12 protein-coding genes and 3 pseudogenes are annotated in these 16,186 nt (G+C 65.7%); 7 read left to right on the forward strand and 8 right to left on the reverse strand.

Annotated elements, in window-relative coordinates; translation table 11 throughout:
• The first annotated feature begins 30 nt into the window (after positions 1-30).
• From MMSP_RS14120 to MMSP_RS14130, 3 genes are all read left to right on the forward strand, one after another.
• Positions 31-618, forward strand: coding sequence for a DUF3090 domain-containing protein (locus MMSP_RS14120; protein WP_020787165.1), 588 nt, complete (start codon positions 31-33; stop codon positions 616-618).
• Positions 602-1,417 (forward strand): SCO1664 family protein, encoded by an 816-nt coding sequence (locus tag MMSP_RS14125; protein WP_015356110.1) that lies wholly within the window; start codon positions 602-604, stop codon positions 1,415-1,417. The genes MMSP_RS14120 and MMSP_RS14125 overlap by 17 nt, the downstream gene beginning before the upstream one ends.
• 111 nt (positions 1,418-1,528) lie before the next feature.
• On the forward strand, positions 1,529-2,320 hold the full coding sequence (locus tag MMSP_RS14130) for a 3'(2'),5'-bisphosphate nucleotidase CysQ (protein ID WP_020787167.1): 792 nt from the start codon (positions 1,529-1,531) through the stop codon (positions 2,318-2,320).
• Between the two features lie 28 nt (positions 2,321-2,348).
• Here the strand turns inward: MMSP_RS14130 and MMSP_RS14135 are convergent, their stop codons facing one another.
• The gene (locus MMSP_RS14135) at positions 2,349-3,902 is read right to left on the reverse strand and encodes an aldehyde dehydrogenase family protein (RefSeq protein ID WP_232022550.1); all 1,554 of its coding nucleotides are present in this window, start codon (positions 3,900-3,902) and stop codon (positions 2,349-2,351) included.
• 96 nt (positions 3,903-3,998) lie between these two features.
• On the opposite strand from MMSP_RS14135, the pseudogene MMSP_RS27535 reads away from it, so the two are divergent.
• Together MMSP_RS27535 and MMSP_RS14140 are read left to right on the forward strand one after the other, a co-directional pair.
• Positions 3,999-4,232 (forward strand): annotated as a pseudogene (locus tag MMSP_RS27535) (hypothetical protein); the annotation flags it as partial.
• 420 nt (positions 4,233-4,652) lie between these two features.
• Positions 4,653-6,254, forward strand: a complete 1,602-nt coding sequence (locus MMSP_RS14140) for a DHA2 family efflux MFS transporter permease subunit (protein ID WP_020787169.1) — start codon at positions 4,653-4,655, stop codon at positions 6,252-6,254.
• Positions 6,255-6,293: 39 nt separating this feature from the next.
• Here MMSP_RS14140 and MMSP_RS14145 read toward each other — a convergent pair.
• From MMSP_RS14145 to MMSP_RS29585, 5 genes and pseudogenes are all read right to left on the reverse strand, one after another.
• Positions 6,294-7,678 (reverse strand): annotated as a pseudogene (locus MMSP_RS14145) (FAD-containing oxidoreductase).
• The gene (locus MMSP_RS14150; RefSeq protein WP_020787171.1) at positions 7,675-8,157 is read right to left on the reverse strand and encodes a glycine zipper 2TM domain-containing protein; all 483 of its coding nucleotides are present in this window, start codon (positions 8,155-8,157) and stop codon (positions 7,675-7,677) included. The pseudogene MMSP_RS14145 and the gene MMSP_RS14150 overlap by 4 nt, the downstream one beginning before the upstream one ends.
• 116 nt (positions 8,158-8,273) lie before the next feature.
• Positions 8,274-9,128, reverse strand: coding sequence for an ATP phosphoribosyltransferase (hisG, locus tag MMSP_RS14155; protein WP_015356102.1), 855 nt, complete (start codon positions 9,126-9,128; stop codon positions 8,274-8,276).
• A gap of 2 nt (positions 9,129-9,130) precedes the next feature.
• Positions 9,131-9,412: a phosphoribosyl-ATP diphosphatase gene (locus MMSP_RS14160; protein ID WP_011740335.1), complete on the reverse strand. Its 282-nt coding sequence runs from the start codon at positions 9,410-9,412 to the stop codon at positions 9,131-9,133.
• Between the two features lie 118 nt (positions 9,413-9,530).
• On the reverse strand, positions 9,531-11,636 hold the full coding sequence (locus MMSP_RS29585; protein WP_020787172.1) for a PE family protein: 2,106 nt from the start codon (positions 11,634-11,636) through the stop codon (positions 9,531-9,533).
• Between the two features lie 395 nt (positions 11,637-12,031).
• On the opposite strand from MMSP_RS29585, the gene MMSP_RS14170 reads away from it, so the two are divergent.
• A complete protein-coding gene (locus MMSP_RS14170) occupies positions 12,032-13,477 on the forward strand; it encodes a PPE family protein (protein ID WP_020787173.1) in 1,446 nt (481 codons plus the stop codon).
• Here the strand turns inward: MMSP_RS14170 and MMSP_RS26040 are convergent.
• Positions 13,467-13,676, reverse strand: a pseudogene (locus MMSP_RS26040) (vitamin B12 dependent-methionine synthase activation domain-containing protein); the annotation flags it as partial. The gene MMSP_RS14170 and the pseudogene MMSP_RS26040 overlap by 11 nt on opposite strands.
• Before the next feature lie 349 nt (positions 13,677-14,025).
• Here MMSP_RS26040 and MMSP_RS14175 point away from each other — a divergent pair.
• A complete protein-coding gene (locus MMSP_RS14175; RefSeq protein WP_011740337.1) occupies positions 14,026-14,904 on the forward strand; it encodes a PAC2 family protein in 879 nt (292 codons plus the stop codon).
• Between the two features lie 49 nt (positions 14,905-14,953).
• On the opposite strand, the gene MMSP_RS14180 is transcribed toward MMSP_RS14175, so the two are convergent.
• Complete coding sequence (locus MMSP_RS14180; RefSeq protein ID WP_020787175.1) at positions 14,954-16,159, reverse strand: FAD-dependent monooxygenase; 1,206 nt, start codon at positions 16,157-16,159, stop codon at positions 14,954-14,956.
• Positions 16,160-16,186: the final 27 nt, after the last annotated feature.

Here is a 16,186-nt window from a genome sequence, read left to right on the forward strand (position 1 = left end):
ACGCCATCTGCACGGTATTTTGGAGGTGCCATGGCCCGCGCAATTCACGTATTCCGTACACCCGACCGATTCGTGGCCGGGACTGTTGGTCAGCCCGGAAATCGCACGTTCTACATCCAGGCGGTGCACGACAAACGAGTCGTGTCGGTGATCTTGGAGAAGCAGCAGGTCGCGGTCCTCGCCGAGCGCATCGGCGCGTTGTTGCTCGAGGTCAACCGCAGGTTCGGCACACCGGTTCCCCCGGAACCCGCCGAGGTTGACGATCTAAATCCGCTGATCATGCCGGTGGACGCCGAATTTCGGGTCGGGACCATGGGGTTGGGCTGGGACTCGGAAGCCCAGACCGTGGTCGTCGAATTGTTGGCGGTCACCGACGCGGAGTTCGACGCTTCGGTGGTGCTCGATGACACCGACGAGGGTCCCGACGCGGTGCGGGTCTTCCTGACGCCGGAGTCGGCGCGGCAGTTCGCCACCCGGTCCAACCGGGTCATCTCGGCGGGGCGCCCGCCGTGTCCGCTCTGCGACGAGCCGCTGGACCCCGAGGGACATATTTGTGCGCGCACCAATGGCTATCGGCGCGACGTGTTGCTCGGGTCCAGCGATGACCCCGAGGAATGACGAACGCGAGGTAGTGCGGGACGGCGAGCTGACGGTCCTCGGACGTATTCGTTCGGCCAGCAACGCCACTTTCCTGTGCGAATCCACCCTCGGCGACAACACCGTGCACTGCGTCTACAAGCCGGTTTCGGGTGAACAGCCGCTATGGGACTTTCCCGATGGCACCCTGGCCGGCCGCGAACTCAGCGCATATCACGTTTCGGCCCAGTTGGGCTGGAACATCGTGCCCTACACCGTGATTCGAGACGGACCCGCCGGGCCCGGGATGCTGCAGCTGCGGGTACAGCAACCCGGTGACGCGGTAGGCACCGATCCCCGGCCCGGGCCCGACCTGGTCGACCTGTTTCCCTGCGGCAAGCCGCAACCGGGTTACCTGCCGGTCCTTCGCGCGTACGACTACTCCGGCGACGAGGTCATCCTGATGCACGCCGACGATGTCCGGTTGCGGCGGATGGCGGTGTTCGACGTCCTGATCAACAATGCCGACCGCAAAGGCGGGCACATCCTCTGTGGCGTCGACGACCGGGTGTACGGGGTCGACCACGGCGTGAGCATGCATGTCCAGGACAAGCTACGGACAGTGCTGTGGGGCTGGGCGGGCAAGCCGATCGACGATCAGACCCTGCAGAAGGTTGCCGGGCTCATCGATGATCTGCGTGGGAAGCTGGGCGAGACGCTGGCGGGCTTGATCACCCATGCCGAGATTGTCGCTCTGGGCAGGCGGGCGGAGATGTTGCTGGACAATCCCGTGATGCCTGGACCGGACCGCCACCGCCCAATACCGTGGCCGGCCTTCTAGAAGGTTGTCGCGAGTCCGATCCGGCGCGTTTGACCGTTCCTGATCGCCGTTGTGGGTGCGACGTGTTTGGTCCGGCATGAGCGCGCGTGCCAACTCGGCGATACTTGTGCGGTGAGCCACCCGCCCGCGCGCCACCTGACCGATGCGGAGCTGGCTGCCGACCTCGCGGTGGACGCTGGGAAATTGCTGCTGGCCGTGCGGGAAGAGGTTAGTTTCGACCATCCATGGGCGCTTGGTGACGCCGGTGACTTCCAGGCGAACTCCCTGCTGCTACGGCGGCTACGGGCGGAGCGGCCCGGTGACGCGGTGCTCAGTGAGGAAGCTCACGACGACCTGGTGCGGCTGAAGTCTGATCGGGTGTGGATCATCGATCCGCTGGACGGCACCCGCGAGTTCTCCACGCGTGGCCGGGACGACTGGGCGGTTCATGTCGCGTTGTGGCAGCGTCGCGCCAACGGCAGGCCCGAGATCACCGATGCTGTCGTGTCACTGCCGGCCCGCGGCAACATCGTTTTCCGCAGCGACACGGTGACCGCCGACGCCGCACCGGTCGGGGTGCCGGATGTCATTCGGGTGGCGGTCAGCACCACCCGTCCGCCGGCAATCCTCTATCACGTCAGTCGGACGCTGGCCATCCAACCAGTCGCCATTGGTTCGGCCGGTGCCAAGGCGATGGCCCTCATCGAGGGCAAAGCCGATGCCTATCTGCACGCCGGAGGCCAATGGGAATGGGACTCGGCGGCGCCGGCCGGCGTGGTGATGGCCGCCGGCATGCACGCATCCCGATTGGATGGGTCGCCGCTTCGGTACAACCAGCTGGACCCCTACCTGCCCGATTTCGTGATGTGTCGCCCCGAGCTGGCGCCTGTGCTGCTCGATGCCATCCGGCAGGTGTGGCGGTAAAACCGCTACCGGTTGGATCGGCCCCGTCCTACCGACCTAGTCGACGCCGCCAGTCTCTGGCCGACAGCATTCTGACCACCTTCTCCGCGAAGCTGCCCTTCTTGCGGCTATAGGGGTACCAGAGCAACTCCTTTTTCATCGCGACCCGCTCAGCGACGATGCTCTTGGGGTGGCAGTACTTGCGGATGCCTTCGGCGCCGCCGGAGCGGGTGCCCAACCCCGACTCCTTCCAGCCGGCCATCGGAACCCCAATTTGAAAGATGCCGGTGATCACATTGTTGATGTTCACGGTGCCGGTATTCAGGCGCCGGGCAATGTCAATTGCCTTTGCTTTGTCGCGTGTCCAGACGCTGCCGGACAACCCGAATCGGCAATCGTTGGCTTTCTCGATCGCCTCCGCAACGTCGCGCACCTTCATCACCGGCAAGGTCGGGCCGAATGTCTCCTCACGCATGCAGTCCATGTCATGGTCGACATCGACCAGCACCGTCGGTTCGTAGAACAACCCTTCCCCGCCGGGATCACGCGTTTTGCCGCCGATGAGAACCTTCGCGCCCTTGCAGACCGCGTCGTCGACGTGTCGAGACACGATCTCGAGTTGTTGCGCGGTAGTCATCGAGCCTATTTCGCACGAATAGTCATGCCCGGCATCCATGCCCTGACGCAGCTGCGCTGTCCTGGCCACCAATTTGCTCACGAACGTGTCAAATACCGGGGCCTCGACATAGCTCCGTTCCACCGAAATGCAGACTTGGCCGGTGTAGGCGAATCCGCCCCAAACCGCGCCGTCGACCGCCCTGTCGATGTCGGCGTCCGCGCAGACGATCATCGCGTCTTTGCCGCCAAGTTCCAGCCCGCACGGGATCAACCGTTCGGCCGCGGCGACGGCGATCCGGCGCCCGGTGCCCACCGAACCGGTGAACATCACGTAATCAACGACGTCGACGAGGGCCGCACCGGTTTCTCCGAAACCGAAGACCACGTCGAGCACGTCCGGTGCACCGATCTGCTTCCACCCCTCCACCGCGTGCTGCCAGGCCAATGGTGTGAATTCCGAGGGCTTGGACAGCACGGCGCATCCGGCCAACAGGGCGGCGGGAACGTCGAGCAGCGGTACCGACAACGGACCGTTCCACGGGGTGATGACGCCGACCAGGGGATAAGGCTCGTAGACAATGGTCAGCTTCTTGGCCGCGTTGGCTGCGCCGTATGGGCGCACCGGCTGGTCGGCCAAAAACTCTGCGGCGTTGTCGATCCAGTAGTTGATGACCTGCACGGTGGCGATCTCGATACCCGCGTCACCCCAGGACTTGCCCGTTTCCAGCTGCAGCGGCGTCAGCAGATCATCGCGGTGGTCGAGCATCCAGTCGCGCCATCTGCCCAGCCAGCACGCGCGGCCGGACACACCCAATCGCTGCCACTCGGGTTGTGCGGCCCGTAGCCGTGCCGCCGCCGCCGCAACGCCATCGACCGTTGTGACTGGGACGGTTCCGACGATCTCGCCGGTGGCCGGACATTTGACCACCACTTCATCGCGGGTGTCGGCTTCGGCCGGGTTTGCCTGATTTGTCGTATCCATCATCACTGCCACCGCCTTTGCCGCCGGCGCCAACCGGAGCTGTTCGTACGGTACCCAGGGCTCCGGCGTTGTTGATTAGCAGGCTTGTGAGCTGGGTTGATGATCTTTGGTGCCGCGCTATTGGGGCCGGAGTGTAGGCACGGGCTATCTGGAGAACGATCGAGTTGGTTACTGTTCGTCGTTGGTCTGGAGTTGCCCGTGCCTACCGTTTCAGTATTGCCTGTGTCGTCGGTTCCAGAGGTGTTCGACCGCTGGAGTCCTGGTGAGCGCAGCGAGTTCATCGAATCGGAGTTTCTCGATGTGTTGGCCTCGATGCCAGACCCGAGGGACCCTGCCCCTACAGTGGCGTGAAAAACCCGGTCGACCAAGCCGACAATCTATCACCAACTATCGGACAAATTCGCCCGCATCTCCACTCGAGGAATAAATAAACAAAGGATGAATTTCTACCTTTCCAACGAACCCGTCACCCCAGCGAGAAATTCATCACCGGGTTAATTGATCCTTGGGCCACTTCGGATTTAGGCTGCGTCTTTGACGCCGTTTTGATACTGTCGACTGGCTGGCGGATCGTCATCGATTTCACGCGCGAACCGCGCGAACCCGATGCAGCCAGGGCGTGGGAAATCGTTGCCTTTTGAGAAGTATTTTCGCGGATAAGACAACTCTCAGTGAATTCACCAGAGCATGAATAACAATTTTCGAACTGATCGGGGCTGCGAAAGCAACCCGTGCCGTACAAGGTGTCTCGCGATGGAGCCCTGCGGGGCCGATGCACGCGCCACTGCGACGCAGCTGGGCCCGACTCAAGACAACTATCCCGACCGGCTCGACTGGCCGACCATCCGAATTGCGGGCGTGTGCCTGATAGCCGCGATCATGGCGAACCTCGACATCAGCATCGTCACCGTCGCGCAACGCACCTTCACCGTGGCATTCCATTCCACCCAGGCCACTGTCGCCTGGACTGTGGCCGGCTACATGCTTGGAATGGCCACCGCTACGCCAATGACAGGGTGGGCGGCCGACCGATTGGGCGCCAAACGGCTGTTCATGGGCGCGGTTGCGACGTTCACGCTCGGCTCAATGCTGTGTGCGAGCGCCCCGAACATTGGGCTACTGATCATATTTCGCGTGGTGCAGGGTATCGGTGGGGGCGTGCTGGGGCCGCTGGTCCTTGCCATCGTGACCCACCAGGCGGGACCAAGGCGGCTCGGCCGCCTGCTCGCGGTAGGGGCCATTCCCATGCTGACTGCCCCGATGTTGGGACCGATTCTGGGTGGTTGGCTGATCGACTCGTACGGCTGGCAATGGATTTTTCTGATCAACGTGCCGGCCGGCCTGTTGGCATTCGGCCTTGTCGCGATCCTCGTCCCGGAGGATCCACCGAAACCGTCCGAACGCTTCGACTTCATCGGCATGCTACTGCTGTTGCCCGGCATCGCGATGCTCTTGTTGGGAGTATCAGCAATCCCAGGGTCGGGCACGGTAACCGATCACCGCGTGTGGGTACCGGCGATCAGCGGTGCGGTGTTGATTACCGCGTTCGCCCTGCACGCCTGGTATCGAACGGATCACCCGCTAATCGATCTGCGGTTGTTTACCGACCGAGTGGTCCGGCTGGCCAACCTGGCGCTGCTGTTGTACGTCGCCGGGGCGGCGGATGCCAGCCTGTTACTGCCGAGCTACTTTCAGCAACTGCTACACCAGACTCCAATGCGGTCCGGGCTGATGATGGTCCCTATCGGATTCGGAGCCATGCTGACCATGCCGCTTACCGGCGCCTTCATGGACAGCCGCGGTCCACGCAAGGTGGTGCTGATCGGACTCACTCTGATTGCCACCGGAACGGGCACATTCGTCTTCGGAGTCGCCAACGAGGCAGATTATCTGCCCACGCTGCTGGCCGGCCTGACCGTCGCCGGTATGGGCTTGGGCTGCACCGGACTGCTGCTCGCCGCGTCGGTAATGCGAGTCCTGGCCCCGCATCAGATCGCCCGCGGATCGGCGCTGATCAGCGTCAATCAGCAGATATCCGGCTCGATAGGTGCGGCACTGATGTCGATGATCCTGACCAACCAGTTCTGCCGGAGCCACACCATCTCGACAGCAAACAACATGGCGGTGTTGCGCGAGAACGCCGAGCGCCACGTCGTGCCGATTGCCCCCTCGGCGGTACCGGCGCGAGCGGTTGGCCCCGATTTTTTGGTCGAGTTGCAGCATGACCTTTCGCATGCCTACACGCTGACGTTCGCGGTGGCGGCCGTCCTGGGGGCGCTGGCGTATTTTCCCGCAGCGTTCCTACCGGCAAAGCCAACAACGATTGCGCCAGGAGAGGTCGATGTCCCGGGGTGAAACCCGCTGTGCCCCATCCCGCTGCGCTGATGATCGCCGCTAGACCAGCGGCGCCATCTCCTGCAACATCGCGGGAACGAGTTCGCTGACCGTGGGGTGGATATGCATCGTTCGTGACAACGTGGTGTAGGGCGCTTTGGCCGACATCACGTCGAGGATCGCGTGAATGGCTTCGTCACCGCCCACGCCAAAGATCGTCGCTCCCAGGATCTCGTCGGTGTCCGCGTCGACGACCACCTTCATGAAGCCTTGCGTCTCACCCTTTTCCACGGCCCTACCGACCCTGGTCATCGGCCGCTTTCCGACCAGCAGCTTGCGCCCGGTCGCCTGGGCCTGAGCAACACTCATCCCGGCCCGCCCCAGCGGCGGGTCGATGTAGAGGGCGTAGGTGGTGATGCGATCGCTGACCCGGCGTGGGTCGTCATCGAGCAGATTGGCCGCAACGATCTCGAAATCGTTGTACGACGTGTGAGTGAAGGCGCCCTTGCCGTTGCAGTCGCCCATCGCCCAGATGTGGTCGACGCTGGTCTTGAGCTGGTCGTCCACCACGATGTAGCCGCGGGCGTCGGTCTGCACCCCGGCGGCCTCCAGCCCCAGGTCATCGGTGTTGGGCCGACGCCCCACCGCCAGCAATAGATGGCTGCCCGCAATGGGGGCCGCGCCCGCGCAGGGAGTCAGCTCGAAGCCGCCAACGCTACTGTCGCGCTTAGTGATTCGCACGTCGTCGGCACCAACGACAACGTTGACGCCTTCGGCCTCCAGGATCTCTCGGATGGTGGCCGAGACGTCCTCGTCCTCGCGGGAAGCCAGCCTCGGTCCCCGCTCGACGACGGTGACCGGAGCACCGAAACGACGGTACATCTGGGCGAACTCCAGCGCGATATAGCTGCCGCCGACGATGACCAAATGCTCTGGCAGCGTGTCGAGTTCGAGGATGGACACGTTGGTCAGGAAATCGATGTCGGCAAGCCCCGGGATGTTCGGAGCCACCGCGCGGCCACCGACGTTGAGGAATATCCGGTCCGCACTCAACAGGTCGTCACCGACCCGCAGGGTGTGCGGATCCTCGAATCTGGCGTGCCCGCGGAACACGGTGCAGCCGTTCATGCCGTCCAGCCAATGCTCGACACCCTTACGGTCGGCGAGCATGATGCCGTCTTTGCGTGCCTTGACTTTGGCCATGTCCACGCTGATGGGGCCGGGCCGGTACCGACACCGTATTCGGCGCCACGGCGGGCCAATTGCGCGGCGTGCGCACTGGCGACCAGCGTCTTGGTCGGGATACACCCGGAGTTCACGCAGGTACCGCCGACATGCTTGCGCTCCACGATCGCAACGCGCTCGCCCGCGGCGGTCAGCCGACCCACTAATGGCGGGCCGGCCTGGCCTGCACCGACGACTATCGCGTCGTAATGCTGTGTCACAGGGCGGCCACTGTCGCAACGATGGCAAAACCACCCAGGACAGCGATCGAATCCTCCAGCAGTGCGATGGGCAGATCGTGGCCGCCGCGCGCGGCCACCAACTTGGTGCACGCCTGGTAGCCACCCAGGGTGCCCAGGACGGCGCCGATGATTCCTGCCCCGAGCCCGCCCCACCGATAACCCCACGCCGTGCCGATGACTGCACCGGCGAAGGCACCCAAGATGATTCGAACCGCGAACACCGGTGGCGCGGTGCGCGGTGGGGTCTTGGGGAGCTTGTCGTTGACCAGCTCGCCAACCGCGAGGACCGACAGGATGACGACCGTGATGAGGTTGCCCACCCAGGACGCCCATGTTCCATGAAGATTGATCCAGCTCAAGAACGCGGCCCAGGAGACCACGGCTGGAGCCGTCATCGACCTCAGGCCAGCGACAACGCCGATGAGCAGAGCCAGCAGCAGAACAACAAAGTGCGTCACAACGATCCCTCCTGGGACAGACGAACAGCCTGGCGACGTGAAGGGGAATGCCCATGCAACTAGCGGGCAATCGGCCCTAGCGGGACGCTAACACAGCAACGCCCCATAGCACATGCTCAGAACCGACAGAACCTGATATCGGAAGCCAGAATGGCTTTGGCCCCGATGGCGGCAAGTTCGTCCATGGTGCCGTTGACATCGCGGCGCGGCACCAATGCCCGCACTGCAACCCATTCCGGGTCGGCGAGTGGGGCGATGGTCGGCGACTCCAGGCCAGGGGTGATCAAGGTGGCCTTGTCCAGCACCGCGCGCGGGCAGTCGTAGTCCAGCATCAGGTATTGCTGGCCGAAGACCACGCCTTGCACCCTGGCGACCAGCTGATCGCGGGCCTCGACCTGGGCGGCGCCGTCGCGGCCGTTCCCCTCGATCAGCACCGCCTCCGAGTCACACAGCGGCTCACCGAATGCGACGAGATTGTGCAACCGCAGGGTGCGGCCCGAGCCCACCACATCGGCAATGGCATCGGCCACACCCAGCTGCACGGAGATTTCCACCGCCCCGTCGAGTCTGATCACCGTTGCTTCAATACCCTTGGCGGCCAGATCCTTTCTGACCAGATTCGGATACGCGGTGGCGATCCGCTTGCCAGCGAGATCGGCCATCGTCCAATCTCGCTGGGCGGGGCCGGCGTAGCGGAAACTCGACGACCCGAATCCCAGCGCCAAGCGCTCGCGCACCTGCGCATCGGAATCGTGGACCAGATCACGTCCGGTGATCCCGAAGTCGAGCTGTCCCGAGCCGACGTAGATGGCGATGTCTTTGGGTCGCAGGAAGAAGAACTCGACGTTATTCGCCGGGTCGATGACCGTCAGGTCTTTTGGATCGGTGCGCCGCCGGTAGCCGGCTTCCGCCAGAATCTCCGTGGCCGGTTCGCTCAGGGCGCCCTTGTTGGGAACCGCCACCCGCAACATGCTCACAGCTTCCGGTACACCTCGTCGAGAGACACTCCGCGCGAAATCATCAACACCTGGGTCCAGTACAGCAACTGGCTGATCTCCTCGGCCAGCGCCTCGTTGGATTCATGCTCGGCGGCCAGCCAGACTTCGCCGGCTTCCTCCAGAACCTTCTTACCCAAGGTATGCACCCCGGCATCCAGCGCCGCCACCGTGGCGCTGCCGGGCGGCCGCGTGCGGGCGCGGTCACCGAGTTCGGCGAACAGATCCTCGAAGGTCTTCACGGCCAGCGATTGTTTCATGCCTCACCAGGCAAAGTCACGGCGGTTTCACCTGGCGGCCGAGTTACCCCATCAGTGGCATGCCCACCGTCGGCCACTTTGACCACCTGGTGCTGCCGCAGCCCAGCCGCCGGCTTGCTCAGACAACACCCGGCGCGCCGCCACCACCGCCGGTACCGCCGCCGCCGCCGGTCTGGCCGGTCGGGGGATCGCCGTCGTCACCATCGCCGCCGACGCCGCCTGGGGCGCCGCCAGTGCTGGTCGAGCTGGCGCCGCCGCCACCGCCGTCAGCACCGCCGCCACCCTTACCGCCGATGCCGCCGAAGCTGTCGATGGCATCGCCACCTGCGCCGCCTTGACCACCGCCGCCGCCCATACCGCCGGTCCCGACGACTCCGTCACCGCCGCCGCCCATACCGCCCTCGCCGCCGGCGCCGCCGGCGCTGGGCTCGGCGTTTTCGGTGTCGTCCCCGCCGGTGATGCCCTGGCCGCCGGCACCCCCTTGTCCGCCGTTGCCGCCGACGCCACCGCCGCCGCCGAGCGAGTGGCCGACGGGCTCGGTATTGCCGTCACCGCCGGATCCGTCATTACCGCCGGCACCGCCGTCACCGCCGTCACCGCCGGGCCCGAGCGTGCCGATGCCACCGTCGCCTCCGGCGCCGCCGTCACCGCCATCACCCGCGTCGTTGGTCTGAGCTGCGGCACCCCCTGTCCCGCCTTTGCCGGCGGATCCACCGTTACCGCCGTCGCCACCGGTGGTGCCCTGCCCGCCCTTACCGCCGGCACCGCCGTCACCGCCGCGGCTCCCGACTGCACCATTTGCGGCGTCGCTGCTGCCGGCATTGCCGCCCATCCCGCCGTGACCGCCGGCCCCCCCGACGCCGTTTGTACCGTTGCCGCCGTCCCCACCGACACCGCCGGCTCCACCGGTCCCGCCTCCCCGCCCTGAATTGGCCACAGCATTCCCGCCCTCGCCCCCGTCGCCACCGTTACCGGCAGCACCACCGGTGTCCCCGTCACCCCCGTCGCCCCCGCGACCACCGGCCCCGCCGCCGCCACCAGCTTTGCCGTCGCCGTAGGCGCCGTGACCGCCGTCCCCGCCGTCGCCACCCGGACCACCGGCACCGCCAGCCCCGCCGCTGCCGCCCAAGTAACCCGACTCACAGTCGAGCACCCCATCCGCACCCCGAATACCATCACCGCCACGACCACCGTTACCGCCACCGCCGCCGACGCCATCAGAACCCGACAAGATCCCGGTGCCGCCCACGCCACCAGCACCACCTGCACCGCCGTTGCCGCCCGCGGTGCCCGACTCACCATCGCCGACCCCGTCGGCGCCACGAGCTCCGTTGCCGCCGATCCCGCCGTGGCCGCCATCGCCGCCCACCGCGAACAGTCCGCCGCAGCCACCCGATCCCCCGGTCCCACCGGCGCCGCCGTCTAGCGCGGCCGGGCTACCCACGACACCATCGCCGCCCGTCCCGCCGCTCCCGCCGAAACCGCCGCGCCCGAACAGTCCCGCACTGCCGCCGCCGCCGGTGCCGCCGGATCCGCCTGGCGTTCCCTCGCCGCCGTGCCCACCGTCGCCACCGCTTCCGACCAGTGACAGCGTCCCTGCGCCACCCCCCTGGCCGCCCACTGCACCCAGTCCACCGGCCCCACTGGACCCGCCGTTGCCGAACAGCAGCCCGCCGGTCCCGCCTGCGCCTCCCGCCGCGAGTGCCCCACCGGCACCACCGATGCCACCGTTACCGACCAATCCGGCAGATCCGCCGGCACCGCCGGCAACCCCGGCGCTTGCGCTGTTGTCGTAGCCGTTGCCCCCGTTGCCGTAGAGCAATCCCCCGGCACCTCCGTTGGGGGCCGATGCGGTGCCGTCAGCGCCGTCACCGATCAGCGGGCGGCCGAGCAGCGTCTGGCTGGGCAGGTTGATCAGGTCAAGCAGCTGCTCCAGCGGTGACGCGCTGGCGGCCTCGGCGAGCGAATAAGACGCACCACCGGCGGCGAGGGCTCGAACGAATTGGTCGTGATACGCCGCCACCTGGACGCTGAGCGATTGATATTGCTGGGCGTGGCTGGAAAACAGCGCCGCTATGGCGGCCGAGACCTCATCGGCAGCGGCGGGCCAAAGCGCGGTGGTCGGAACCGCGGCAGCCGCATTGACCGTGCTGACAATCGAGCCGACGCCGCGCAGTTCCGTTGCCGCCGCCGCCAACTCGTCCGGGCCACCGATAAGTACCACATCGCTACGTCACCCACTCATCGCGCAACATTTGTCGAGCACTCGGCAAACTAACCACTCACACGGTCGTCTACGACTACCATTTCCATCGGCAACTTTTAGAGCTTTCCCTGGCGCTCATAGAACTTTCAAATATGTCCCACAAATATTTCCGCAAGCGGCAATATTCAACCGCGGTCGAATACCCGGGCAGCGCCCCCTTGGAGAGGGGACTTCAGCCAACCCGACCCGAGGCGCGCGGCGACCCCGCCCAAACCGGGCAAGCCAACTGACCCCCCCTCGACCGGGGCGCGCCAACGCCGACCACACCCCAACCCGCGCCAGCCCCCCTGGCCACATTAGGCCAACCTAGGATAGGTTAGCCTAACTTTATTCTGTGATGGAGGAGGCGGCTCATGACCTTCCCGATCTGGTTCGCGCTTCCCCCTGAGGTGCATTCGACCCTGCTCTCCACCGGCCCGGGCCCCAGCGCACTGTGGTCCGCGGCGGCAGCATGGCGGGCCCTCGCCACGCAATACACCGACATTTCGGACGAACTCACCCAGCTGCTCGCGGCCGTGCGGGCCGGTTCCTGGGACGGGCCGACGGCCGAGCGATTTGTTGCGGCGCACCAACCGTTTCTCGACTGGCTGGCCCAGGCCGCCGCGGTAGCCAACGCAGCGGCCACCGCCCACGAATCCGCGGCCGCCGGATACACCTCGGCCTTGGCGGCCATGCCCACCCTCGCCGAGCTGGCCACCAACCATGCGGTGCACGGCGCATTGGTGGCCACCAACTTCTTCGGGATCAACACCATCCCGATCGCGTTCAACGAATCCGACTACATGCGGATGTGGGTCCAGGCCGCCATCACCATGACCGGCTATCAGGCTGTCAGCCAACATAGCGTGACGGCGACGCCCCGGACTTCGCCCGCACCCCAGATCATGACGGCCGATGCCGCCCCCGCCGCGACTAGCTCCATGCCCGATCCCGTGAAAATCATCCTCCAAGCGCTTCAGGGCTTCCTGAATTTCCTGCGCAACCTGGCAGCCGAGACGCTCTCGGGGCCGTTGGAGAAATTCGTTGTCCACGTTCTGGACTCATTCATCTCGTTCGCGTCCGGGTCGGTTTTCAAGTTCGTCGCATACGCGGTGCTAGACCCGATGATCTACTTCGGCCCTTTCACCCCGGCAATCAGTCCGCTCGGGCTACCGGCCGTGACTGTAGGGCTGGCCGGGCTTGCCGGCATCAGCACCCCACCACAAACGGCGCCGCCCCTGCCCGACGTTGCACAGTCCGCACCCCCGAACCATCAGATCTCACCCGCGACCACCGGCGTCGCCGTTGCCGGCGTTAGCAGCGGCGCTACCGTTGCCGGGTCGACTCCCACTGCGCACGCGGCCGCCGCACCATCGGGCCCCTCCTCCGCTGGACCCGTTGCCGCCCAGAGCTTTTACGCCGTCCTCGGCCCCGACGGCGGCGGCCACACTCCGACGACAAACGGCAAAGCGCTTGCCGGTGCCACCGCCGACGCCGTGGCACCGGCCGCCAGACTGCCCGGCGACCAGGCCCGAGCCGCCTCCCGCAGAGCCCGGACGGCACAAAACGCCTACGCCAGTACCGCTATGAATTCCTTGACGCCGACGGATACCCGACCACAGTGGACCCACCAGCAGCGGAGCCAAGCGCCGTCAGCGAACACGGCGCGAATGCGTCTGAATTTTCCCGAGAAATCTCCAAAACAATTGCTGGACAACCGGATAGGCTCACCGCGGGCAGGGAAACCAGATTCGCCGAAACCACAACGCTACCCATGCTGCCACGCACCTGGACCGACGCCGACCCCTGCTAGACATTGAAGTACTTCGCATCATGGTGGTACAGCACAAAGGCGTCCGTCGACTGCTCGGGGTGCAACTGCAGTTCTTCGGACAAGGTCACGCCGATGCGTTCGGGCTCCAGCAGCTTCATCATCTTGGCGCGATCCTCCGGATCGGGGCAGGCGCCGTAGCCGAAGGCGAAGCGGGCACCTCGATAGCCGAGCTTGAAGTTGTCCTCGCCGTGCCTTTCTCCGAGAGGTCCCTGATCTCGTCGGCGATGTCGTAGTCGCCGAGGTTGGACAGGTTGCAGCTGAAGGTGTTGGTCTCTACCGCGTCGGCACCGGACTCGAATTAGTTCCGGTGGATGGTTTCCAGCACGTCAGGGCGGGTTTCGTTGAGGATCTCGCTGCAGCACGAGGAGATCAGTGTCGCAAGGGGGCCTGCCAGCGGCAGTCACACACAGCAAACATAGTGGCGCTATGCAATTCCCTCAGCCGTTGACAGCGACCGACCGATTGCGCCCGCGATATCCGGCCGGTCAGGAGGCATGCGCTCAGCTAACCCACTCGAGGCCTTAGGCTGACCAGATGACCCCGTCCGATGCCAGCCGAGAGCTGCCTGAACTACACAAGACCGTGGTTGTGGCGGCGTTTGAGGGCTGGAACGACGCGGGCGACGCCGCCAGCGACGCGGTCGGACACCTTGCCGCCATCTGGAACGCGACTCCCATCGTGGAGATCGACGACGAGGCCTACTACGACTATCAGGTGAATCGGCCGGTCATCCGACAGATCGACGGGGTTACCCGGGAGCTGGAGTGGCCAGCGATGCGGATCTCGCACTGCCGCCCACCCGACAGTGACCGCGATGTCGTATTGATGTGCGGGTTGGAACCCAACATGCGCTGGCGCACATTTTGTGCGGAGCTGCTGGCGATCATCGAGAAACTCAACGTCGACACCGTCGTGATCCTCGGGGCCTTGCTGGCCGATACGCCGCATACCCGCCCGGTCCCGGTATCGGGCGCGGCCTACTCGGCCGAGTCGGCGCGGGTCTTCGGTCTGGAAGAAACGCGCTACGAGGGCCCCACCGGCATTGCGGGAGTGTTTCAGTACGCGTGTGTAGCGGCCGGGATCCCGGCGGTGACGTTCTGGGCGGCGGTGCCGCACTACGTATCGCACCCGCCGAACCCCAAGGCCACGGTGGCGCTGTTACGCCGCGTCGAGGACGTGCTCGACATCGAGGTACCGCTGTCGAGCCTGCCCGCCCAAGCCGAGGTGTGGGAGCAAGAGATCACCGAGATGACCTCTGATGACGACGAGCTGGCCGAGTACGTGCAGACGCTGGAGAAGCACGGCGATGAAGCGGTCGAAATGAACGACGCGCTGGGCAAGATCGACGGGGACGCACTGGCCGCCGAATTCGAGCGCTATCTGCGGCGCCGCCGGCCAGGTTTTGGACTCTAGCCCGCCGAGCTCTCGCCGGTCTGTCCCAGGCAGCGCCGCTGCGGCAAACCTAGTTGGACGCAATCGGGCTGTCGGAGTCTGACATCCCTTGGCGCAGCATGGCTATGACGGCGGTGGGCTCACCGGCCAAAGTTGTCTCAACGAATCGGTTGATCAGCGGGCGCCAGGTGAAGCGCAGCCCGGCGCGGCGAATCGAGAGCTGTGAGGACGACGGCGACAGCATCCAGCCGGAGACCGCGCGCGCGCTTTCCTGCTTCTCCTCGACCGTCGGACGCCAAAGCCGCTCGTAGAAGTCCAGCGCGCGCTCCACCGATGACGTTCTGCGCAGCTGCTCGGACAGCACGTATGCGCCGGCCAGCGCCAGCGAGGCACCCGGCCCGGTCAGCGGCGAGACCGCCGAGCACGCGTCGCCGACCAGGACCACACGGTTGGTGCTCCAGCGCGGCATCTCGACCTGTGCAACCTGCCCGAAGTAGATGTCCCCCGATGGCGGACATCTCTCGAGCACCTCGGGCACCAGCCAGCCCATGCCCGCAAATCGGTCCCGTAGCGCCGCACGGGCGTCGGGAGGCGGTTCGGGATCGGCAGCGCGATAGGCCGCAAAGACCGCCGTCTGGCCATTGCGCAGGGCGTAGAGACCCAGTTGCCGGTCGACGGTGTCGGTGATGACGACGTGATCGCCGGCCTTGTCGTCCATGTCAGAGGCGTCGAAGACGAAGGCCGCGAAATGAAAGCCCAGGTAGCGCAGATATTGCGCTTCGGCGCCGAACGCCAGTGCCCGCACCGTGGAGTGGATCCCGTCGGCGCCGACCAGTAGATCGACATCGAGGCGCGCACCGTCGTCCAGGGTCACCACCGCGCGATCGTCGCCGTGCGTCACCTCCGACACCGAGGTACCGAACCGCAGGTCGACATTGGTCGGAAGGTTGTCCAGGAGGACCTTGTGCAGATCGGTTCGGGTTATCCGGCACAGCCTGTCTTCGAGTGCCTTGGCGATGCGCCCGTAGGGCAGACCGGCCCGACGTCGGCCCAGCTCATCGACCAGGCCGGTGTCACCGATGGGATAGGAGACGTCTCGAATCGCGTCCAGGATGCCAATCGCATCGGCCGCCTCGTATCCAGCTCCGAACAGGTCGATCATGGCGCCCTGATTCGGCGGACCGGGTGAGCGCTCCACGAGCACGACCTCGGCACCCAGCGCCGACATCCGCTCCGCCAGTGCCAGCCCCGCGATGCCGGCGCCGCAAACAGCCACCCTCAGGGCGTCACCGACTTCCTTCTG

It is taken from the genome of Mycobacterium sp. 012931 (genome assembly GCF_000419295.1).
GTDB lineage: Bacteria > Actinomycetota > Actinomycetes > Mycobacteriales > Mycobacteriaceae > Mycobacterium > Mycobacterium marinum.